8 protein-coding genes are annotated in these 8,377 nt (G+C 60.1%); 2 read left to right on the top strand and 6 right to left on the bottom strand.

The annotated features are described in order from the left end of the window. Nucleotides 1-391: 391 nt before the first annotated feature. On the top strand, nt 392-1,042 hold the full coding sequence (locus tag GX444_17910) for an RlmE family RNA methyltransferase (protein NLH50457.1): 651 nt from the start codon (nt 392-394) through the stop codon (nt 1,040-1,042). Here GX444_17910 and GX444_17905 read toward each other — a convergent pair. From GX444_17905 to GX444_17885, 5 genes are all read right to left on the bottom strand, one after another. Further along, a complete protein-coding gene (locus tag GX444_17905) occupies nt 1,020-2,474 on the bottom strand; it encodes a radical SAM protein (GenBank protein ID NLH50456.1) in 1,455 nt (484 codons plus the stop codon). The two genes, GX444_17910 and GX444_17905, sit on opposite strands and share 23 nt — an antisense overlap. An 81-nt stretch (nt 2,475-2,555) precedes the next feature. Then, complete coding sequence (locus GX444_17900; protein ID NLH50455.1) at nt 2,556-3,857, bottom strand: hypothetical protein; 1,302 nt, start codon at nt 3,855-3,857, stop codon at nt 2,556-2,558. Then, nucleotides 3,847-4,782, bottom strand: coding sequence for a UbiA family prenyltransferase (locus GX444_17895; GenBank protein ID NLH50454.1), 936 nt, complete (start codon nt 4,780-4,782; stop codon nt 3,847-3,849). Before GX444_17895 ends, GX444_17900 begins: the two co-directional genes overlap by 11 nt. Nucleotides 4,783-4,950: 168 nt before the next feature. After that, entirely contained in the window at nt 4,951-5,691 is a 741-nt protein-coding gene (locus tag GX444_17890; protein ID NLH50453.1) for a hypothetical protein, read from the bottom strand. After that, the gene (locus tag GX444_17885; GenBank protein NLH50452.1) at nt 5,691-5,930 is read right to left on the bottom strand and encodes a hypothetical protein; all 240 of its coding nucleotides are present in this window, start codon (nt 5,928-5,930) and stop codon (nt 5,691-5,693) included. The genes GX444_17890 and GX444_17885 overlap by 1 nt, the downstream gene beginning before the upstream one ends. A gap of 171 nt (nt 5,931-6,101) precedes the next feature. Between GX444_17885 and GX444_17880 the strand changes: the two genes are divergently transcribed. Then, nucleotides 6,102-6,626, top strand: a complete 525-nt coding sequence (locus tag GX444_17880; protein NLH50451.1) for a hypothetical protein — start codon at nt 6,102-6,104, stop codon at nt 6,624-6,626. Between the two features lie 93 nt (nt 6,627-6,719). Here the strand turns inward: GX444_17880 and GX444_17875 are convergent, their stop codons facing one another. Beyond that, nucleotides 6,720-8,132, bottom strand: coding sequence for a tyrosine phenol-lyase (locus tag GX444_17875; GenBank protein ID NLH50450.1), 1,413 nt, complete (start codon nt 8,130-8,132; stop codon nt 6,720-6,722). Between the last annotated feature and the right edge of the window lie 245 nt (nt 8,133-8,377).

The following is an 8,377-nucleotide window of genomic DNA, read 5'->3' as shown; positions in this document are numbered from 1 at the left end:
TTCTGGATTCTCGGCTATCCCGTATCAAGTTCTCCGACCAGCGCCACCGTCACCCTGACGGACGGCATCACTTCTCCATGGATAGGAATGACCATTTACGCCAACGCGGTCAATATCCTCTATACAGAGCCGTTCGGAGGCTCGACAAACCCCGGCTGTTCCGAGGAATAATTTATACCGGCTGAACCGAATCGAGCGGCCGGGGGGCCAGCGCCTCTCGGCCGCTTTGGCTTTTCGGCGCGAAGAAAAAATGTGGCGTCGGTCAAAGGTGTTTCATTGAGTCGTCCCTGAAAAAGACATTCCTTTTGCATTGGTTGGTCATTATCGCGACAAATTTCCAAAAGAGAATCGCGCCCTTTGCATTTCCGGCCGATTTGCCTATTGTGTCGCCATGTTTTTGAAGGGCAAGAAAAAGAGCAAGGTGACCAGCGGCGACCCGCGTTGGGATCGCTTCGCCCAGCGGGCGAAGGAAGAAGGCTACGCCTCGCGCGCCGTCTACAAGCTGCAGGAAATCGACAAGCGCTTCCAGGTGTTCCGTCCCGGCCAGCGCGTGCTCGACCTCGGCTGCGCGCCGGGCGGCTGGCTCAAATACGCCGCGCAACAGGTGGGCGCGCCGGGCCGTGTGGTAGGCATCGACCGCTTCGAGATCAAATTCAGCCTGCCCAACCTACGAACGATGGCCGGCGACCTGACGGCGGGCGTCGACCTGGGCGCGGACGCCGTGCCGTACGACGTCGTGCTCTCGGACATGGCGCCGGACACCACGGGCATCCGCCACGTCGACAAGGATCGCAGCGCCGCCCTGGCGCGGCTGGCCTTCGTCTGGGCGCGGCGCTATGGAAAGGTCGGCTCGACGTTCGTCTGCAAGCTCTTTCAAGGGCCGGATTTCCACGAATTGCTCGGCGAAGTGAAACTGACGTACGGCAAGGTCCGCTGCGTGCGCCCCGAGGCGACGCGGAAGGAAAGCTTCGAGATCTACATCGTGGCCCAGAACAAAAACGTCGGGCCGCAAATCCCGGCTAACGACGCCACCACCGTTTGAAACTTTCGCCCCACCGTTGCGGCTCGCGCGCCAGGTCGACGGCCTTTTTCGCGACGGACCGGTTGTCCGGATGTTGCCGGGCCCAGCGTTGCTCCTGCCAGCGCCGGTTGGCTTCGATGGCGATTTCCTCCAGGTCGCGCGGGGCCAGGTGTTCGGTGCGCACCACGGCGCTGCGAAAACCGTCGTAGCGCTCGAAGTCGCTCGTCACCAGCCGTCCCGTCTTTTCCAGTTCGACGTAATATCGGCTGCCAGGGAATGGCGTGGCGATCGAAAACTGCACCGATTCCGCGCCGGAGGCGAGCGCCAGGTCGATGGTGCGCCGGGCGGTTTCGCGGGTTTCGCCGGGCATGCCGAACAGGAAGGTCAGGTGCATTTTGATATCGAGTTCGGCGGTCAGGCGGATCGTTTCGCGCACACGGTCGATGTCGAGGCTTTTATCCATTTCGCGCAACAGCCCCGGGTCGGCCGATTCGACGCCATACTTGAGCGAATAAAGCCCGGCGTCGCGCAGGGCGACCAGCGTCTCGCGATCCATCAGGTCGGCGCGGGCCATCACCGCCCACGGCACGCCGAGCCGCCGGCGCCGCACCTCGCCCGCGAAGGCCAGCGTGCGTTCCTTGTGCACGTTGAAGGTGTCGTCGTCGAAATAGACCGAACGAAAACCCCACTCGCGCACCAGCCATTCCATCTCGTCCACGGTGTCGCGGATCGACCGGACGCGGTAACGGCGCGAGTTGTACATGATTTGCGGCCAGGCGCAGAACACGCAGCCGAACGGGCAGCCGCGGCTCGACCACATCTGCACCGACGGGCGCGGAATCGAGCCCGGCTCGTCGTGATAGCGTTCCATCGGCAGGAAATGGCGCGCCGGCCACGGCAGGGCGTCGAGTTCCTCGACCAGCGGCCGCCGGCCCTCGTCGCACACGCCGCCTTCGTCGCGCCACAACAACCCGGCGCAACCGGCGAGGCCGGCGCCGGTCGCCAACCGGCCGGCCAGCTCGAGCAGGGTTTGTTCGTATTCGCCGACCAGCACGAAATCGGCTTCGGGATGCGCCGCCAGCCAGGCCGGTTCGTGCATGAACGCATGCAGGCCCGACAACGCCAGCCGGGCGCCGGGCAGCCGTTCGCGCAGGGCGCGCGCGGTCGCCAGGTCGGTATCGATCGAGATCGTACTGACTTCGAGCAGCAGCAAATCCGGCGCGAAAGCCGCGGCGCGGTCGAGAAACGCGGGTAGGTCGATCGCCTCGGCGCAGGCGTCGACCAGACAGACCTCGACGCCGGCGCGCTCGAGCACCGCCGCCGCATAAGCCAGAAAAAACGGAAACGGCATGTACTCGAGGCGCTCGTCCTCGAAATGCGGCCAGCGGCTGCCCGCCCGCACCCCGTAATACCCCGGCTTCCGCCAGGGCGCATTGCCCAGAAAAACGCGCATGTCACTCCGCTCTTTCGGAATCGTGCCACCGGCTGACGCGCCATGATAGCAAATTGTCGCCGGGCCGCCATCGGGCAGCCGTCACTTCCCGAGACGCGAGACGGAAAACGCGCCGCGGTAAAGGGTGCGCAGCAGGGTCGCCTTGGCGCGGTAGGCGCCGTCGGCGGGATGAGTTGAAAGCCAGCGGCCCTCCTCGGGAAGATGGACCATGGCGGTTTTGATGTTGGGCGCCAGGCCGACGGGGATGTTCGCCGCGACGCAGACCTCGTACATCCGGGCGAACACCGGCGCCAGTTCGTCGGCGTCGGGCGGCGGCTGGTCGCTCAGATCGGTGTCGAGGCACGGCCGAAAAACGCAAACGGTGTTGACCGCGCCCAGCGCGGCGAGAAATTCGGCGGCCTGGATGCTGCGGCGCGGCGGTTCCAACCCCGCGATGGTCTCGCCGGAGATGCGGCCCTTGCCGAACAGCCGGACGCAATACGCCAGCGCCCGATAGAAGGGCAGCTGGCCGGAATGCGGCCGGGCGTCGGCCAGAAAGCGGGCGGCCGTCTCGGCGACCTGCCGAAGCAACGGATCGTCGCGAAGCGCCTCGGCCGCGCGGCCGAACGATTCGGCCTTTCCCGGACAGATGCGCGCGAAACGATCCGGATCAAACAATTCGAAACAAAAAGACAGGTGATTGGCGCCGGCATTTTTCAACCGGTCGTAATAGGTCAGGTCGATCGCCGGCGGGCACTGGACGCCGATCAGCAAACCGGTTTCCCTTTTAACCGCCTCGACATAAGGCAGTATCAGTTCCAGCGGCCGGTCGTCTTCCAGAAAACCCGTGTTGAAGTGAACGAACGTGATCCGCTCGTGCCGGCGGGCCGCCCGCACCGCCTCGACCACGTCGCGCACGGTTTTGGTTTCGCTTTCGGTCTGGCCGAGGCAAAGGCCGACGGAGCAGAAACGGCAATTCCGGCGCGGTTTGGCGGCCCAGAAACCGCACAGCTCGGAAGGGTAAATCGAAAAATAGGTTCCCTGCATCACGCCGATTTCACCGAAGAGGCGCCCGTCGGTGGAGCGCTGCTCATACCACCGCGGTCTGGGCGGCAACCGGAGATCGCAAACCGGACGGTCGTCGCGCCACAGTTGGTAGGTCACGCCGCGCTTGACGATCCGAAACGGCGATCGGGATACGAAGGTTTCGAAAAGCGGAATGTTGACCCAGACTCCGCCCGGCAGGATCGCGTCCAACCCGCTGCCCAGGCCGCCGCGAGTGCGCTTGATCGGGCGGGTATCGCGATCCAGGGCGCATTCGGGGTCGAGGCGCGCGCCGAAACAGAACAATTCCAGCTTCAGGCGTCCCGGATTCAAAGCGGCGTCCGGCGGTTCAGAAGGCATAGCACACGGCCAGGCCGATATAAGCCAACGCCATCATCTGGTACATGTGCCGCCAGGACGGATGGTTGGTTTCGGCGGTGGAATTTTCGGTGCGGTAGATCAGCCGAGCGATCCAATAGCCGTAAATCGCCAGCAGGACGGCCAACCCGAAAATCAACCGCGGTTGAGCGGTGATCAACGGCCGGCCGTCGAGTCGGAACAGCGTGCCGATCGGCAACAGAAACCACGGCGCGACGAAAAACGGCGTGATGACCCGCGCCGCCTTGCGATGCCCGTACTGCACCGGCAGCGTGCGCACACCGGTCGCCGAATCGCCCGGCAGATCGGCGAAATCCTTCGAGGTCGTGGCGCCCAGCAAAAACAACAAAAAGATCAGACCCAGCAACCACGGCTCGAGCCGGTTCGCCGGCGCCACGCAACTCCAGCCGGCGACGAAAAGCAGTCCGCCGCGCGTCAGGGCGATGGTGAAATTCGCATACCAGCCCCTGGTTTTGAGGCGAATGGGTTTGACGGAATAGAAAACGGTCGCCAAAACCGTCGGGACGATGCACCAGAAGGCATGCCGCACTCCCGGCGCCGGTTGAATCCGATAGGCAATGATCAGGCTGAGGCCGTAAAGCAGCAGCGAATAGCCCAGGGCATTCCACCAGGGAATCAAACCCAGAACCATGACGCGGTGCGGTTTGTTGATCCGGTCCTCTTCGATGTCCCAGAGTTGATTGAACGTATTCGAGGCGGCGTTGAGCAGGGCGGCCGCCAGACAACCCAACAAGATGTTGCCGAAAATGGGAAACCGACCGCCGGCCCCGGCGACCGCCGCGGAGCGACTCAAGGCGATCAACGCGGCGCAAAGAATTCCGACCACCGGAGCGATTAATGTCTCGGGCCGCAGAATGGTCAGATATGGAGACAGGGGGCGGTTCATTTTTTCGACAGGACAACCTGCTCTTGTTGGCTCATGATTTGAAAGGGCTCGCCGGCTTCCGACCGTCTTGATCGCTTTGATTTCAATATCTCATCATCGTTTCGGGCGGTCAAGCTTCGAAGCGGATGCGCAACGGTCGGCAGCGGAAAAGACGGGCCGGCGAGTTCGTTATTTGCCTTCCCCGCCGGTAGCGGCGGCTTGCCCTTTCCGCCGTCCGAAGGGCGAAACGGCATGATTGAACTGAAGCAGGTCGGCGCGAATGCTGATTCTGACATATTTATCCAAATACGACACCAGGAACGGCAAACTGATCCAAAGGACGACGGTCAAGGGTCGAAGGAATGTATAAATATCGACATAAATCATCCAAGCACCGAAAAAAATCAACCAACCAATACTCCAAAATAAAGCCTTTTTTCTTTGCTTTTGCGAAGGAATGAAAAATTGATAAAAAAGAGGGAAAAAAAGCAGCGATCGCCAGCTCCAAACGCCGAATAATTGCAAAATGTTCGTTTCCAGCCGCCAGGTCCACCATCCGGCGACCTCATTGGTATATTCAATGGCGATACCAATCAGCGCGCCGATGTAGACGGTATAAAGGAGCAGATAGAAAAAGGAGATCGTGGGTCTATTTTTTGACAGAATGCCTATCGCCAGGTTCATTGAACAATAAAAAGTAAAAAGAAATCCGATGATATTAAGCACTGGAACCTGATATTCGCGAACAATGAGCATCACTGGAATGGTTATTTGCTTCATATTAAAAATATAAAAATCCGGGCCGCCGTACAACTGGGCGGCGAAAAAACCGATGATGAAGAAAAGCAGGGTCGTGCGGTGAGGCCGAAAAAACAGACTGTGCACAACCAACAAGCAGAGGCACAAGGTCGCCGGAATCATCAGGAGCATCAGCAACTCCGACGAACGGTGATGTAACTAATTGCATTTACTATGAAAATCGGCACCAACGCAAAGAACAATTTAGGGGATCCGCCGTTCCGCAGGATGGCCAAAACACACACCGCAAGAAAAACCAGGATGGCGATTTGCGGCAAGAAAAAAAACAACCACCCCAAGAATGAAACCGGATAAGCATTGACATCGTTGGAATGGCCGTTCGTGCCGGTCGTATTGATTTCGCTGCTCAAAGGCCTTTTCCCCATCGAGAGACGCTGTTTAATACCATTCCCGTTCCGGAGCATCAAGCATTATATCGGCCTGGAAAATCGGCTTTGAATTTTCCGGCTTAACCTCCCTTTTCGAGTCGTGTCTTTGTTAATGAGCGATCATCTGGGTGTTGAAACCCAAAGGGTAAAGCGATGAACCGGAATTTCTTACTGCTGACGGCAATGTTGGCGTTGACCGGCCTGGTGTTGGCGGCGCCGACATGGGCCGGACCGGGCTGGCGCGGCATGGGTCCCGGTCGGGGTATCATGGCCCCGGGACAATTTCCCGGTTGGGGTTACGGTCCTTTCTGGCGAAACGCAAACGTGGCCCAGGCGCTGAATTTGAGCGACGACCAGATCAACAAGCTGGAAGATTTGGAACTGGCTCGCGACCGTGATCTGATCGACCTGGAAGCGGCTGTCAAAAAGGCGCAACTCGAACTGAACCAGGTGATGAAAGACCGTCGGCCCAATCAACGCAAGGCCGAACGGGCGGCGGCGGATCTGAACGAGGCGCAGGGCCGTATTCTACAACGGCAGATCGCCCATCAGCTCGCGGTCAACGCCTTGCTCAGTGACGACCAGCTCCGCAAGCTGGATGATTTGAAATCAACGATACGTCAGGAGCGTCGTGAAAATACGGACGAACGTCAACGCCGCTCTGAACATCAAACGTAAACCGTAGACAGTTTACTGGAACCTCCTTCATCTCCCTGGCGTCGGCGCGGTTGGTTTCCCGGCCAACCGCGCCGCTTCCTTTTTGATCAGCGATTACTTGGCGAGTTTTTCGAACTTGGCCTGGAAGAACCGCAGGTATTGGGGTTCGTAGACCATCTTGAGGCCGGTCGCTTTTTCGCGCTGCTGGTAGCATTCGATGACTGATTCGGCGGTGACGTCCATGTGCGCCTGGGTGTAGACGCGGCGAGGGATCGTCAGCCGGACGAGTTCCAGCTTTGGATAGTTATGGTCGCCGGTTTCGGCGTTGCGCCCCGCCGAAACGACGCCGCGTTCCATGGCCCGGACGCCCGATTCGGCGTACAGCTCGGCCGCCAGCGCCTGAGCGGGGAACTGGCTTTGCGGAATGTGCGGATAAAAGCGTTTCGCGTCGAGGAACACCGCGTGGCCGCCCACCGGTTCGACGATCGGCACCCCGGCCTCGAGCAGCAACTGGCCGAGGTACAACACCTGGCCGACCCGCGCGGCGATGTGCTCGTCCTGGACGCATTCGCGGATACCGCGCGCCAGGGCTTCCATGTCGCGGCCGGCCATGCCGCCGTAAGTGTGCAGGCCTTCGTACATCACGACCATGTTGCGGGCTTTGTCGAAAAATTCCGGATCGTTCATGGCCAGGAAGCCGCCGATGTTGACCAGGTGGTCTTTTTTCGACGACATCGTGCAGCCGTCGGAATACCCGGCCGCTTCCTTGACGATTTCGGCCACGGATTTGTCCTGGTAGCCCGGTTCGCGCTGCTGAATGAAATAGGCGTTTTCCACCAGGCGGGTGGCGTCGAACATCACCGCGATGCCGTGCTTTTGGCACAATTCGTACACTTCGCGGAAATTCTGCATGCTGACCGGCTGGCCGCCCGCCATGTTGACGGTGCCCGCGAAACTGACGTACGGAATGCGCGCGGCGCCCACTTTGTCGATCCAGTACTTCAGTTTGTCCAGGTCGATGTTGCCCTTGAAGGGATAGGTGCTTTGCGGATCGTGCGCCTCGTCGATGATCACGTCGACGAATTTGCCGCCGGCCAGTTCCTGGTGCAGGCGGGTGGTGGTGAAGTACATGTTGCCCGGAATGACGTCGCCCTGCTTGATCAGGCATTGCGACATGATGTGTTCGGCGCCGCGGCCCTGGTGCGCGGGCACCACGTACTGGTAACCGTAAATCTGCTGGATGGTCTCGACCATGTAATAGAAATTCTTGCTGCCGGCATACGCCTCGTCACCCATCATCAAGCCGGCCCATTGCCAATCGCTCATGGCGCTGGTGCCTGAATCGGTGAGCAGGTCGATGTACACGTCCTCGCTGCGCAGCAGGAAGGTGTTGTAGCCCGCCTCCCGGATGCACTTTTCCCGATATTCCGGGGTCGTCATCTTGATCGGTTCGACCATCTTGATTTTGTAAGGCTCTGCCCAACTGCGACGTTTGGTGTTCATCTTCTCTGTCTCCTTCTTTCGCATGCCCACCGACCGCGGACGCGGCAGGAGCGCCCGCGGGTCAAAAAATATTTGAAAAAGCCGGTTGACATTAAACCCATTCGCGGAGGGGCGCAACCCGCGAGCGGCGGCTGTATTAGCTTAGCGACTTTGTCCCCTGTAACTGCTTAGCGATTATGTCCCCCATGAAGAAGGACATGATTTCGATGACTCCCAAGGAGTTACAGCGGATGAGGTTGCTGGTCTGCGTCCTGGAGGGGCAGCTGCCC

It is taken from the genome of Myxococcales bacterium, from assembly GCA_012517325.1.
Classification (GTDB): Bacteria; Lernaellota; Lernaellaia; order Lernaellales; family Lernaellaceae; genus JAAYVF01.
This window is presented reverse-complemented; position numbering and strand designations above follow the sequence as displayed.

Excerpts from the sequence above, each read along its gene's own strand:
- GX444_17910 (NLH50457.1), top strand. The coding sequence starts at position 392 with ATGTTTTTGAAGGGCAAGAAAAAGAGCAAGGTGACCAGCGGCGACCCG.
- GX444_17905 (NLH50456.1), bottom strand. The coding sequence starts at position 2,474 with ATGCGCGTTTTTCTGGGCAATGCGCCCTGGCGGAAGCCGGGGTATTAC.
- GX444_17900 (NLH50455.1), bottom strand. The coding sequence starts at position 3,857 with ATGCCTTCTGAACCGCCGGACGCCGCTTTGAATCCGGGACGCCTGAAG.
- GX444_17895 (NLH50454.1), bottom strand. The coding sequence starts at position 4,782 with ATGAACCGCCCCCTGTCTCCATATCTGACCATTCTGCGGCCCGAGACA.
- GX444_17890 (NLH50453.1), bottom strand. The coding sequence starts at position 5,691 with ATGCTCCTGATGATTCCGGCGACCTTGTGCCTCTGCTTGTTGGTTGTG.
- GX444_17880 (NLH50451.1), top strand. The coding sequence starts at position 6,102 with ATGAACCGGAATTTCTTACTGCTGACGGCAATGTTGGCGTTGACCGGC.
- GX444_17875 (NLH50450.1), bottom strand. The coding sequence starts at position 8,132 with ATGCGAAAGAAGGAGACAGAGAAGATGAACACCAAACGTCGCAGTTGG.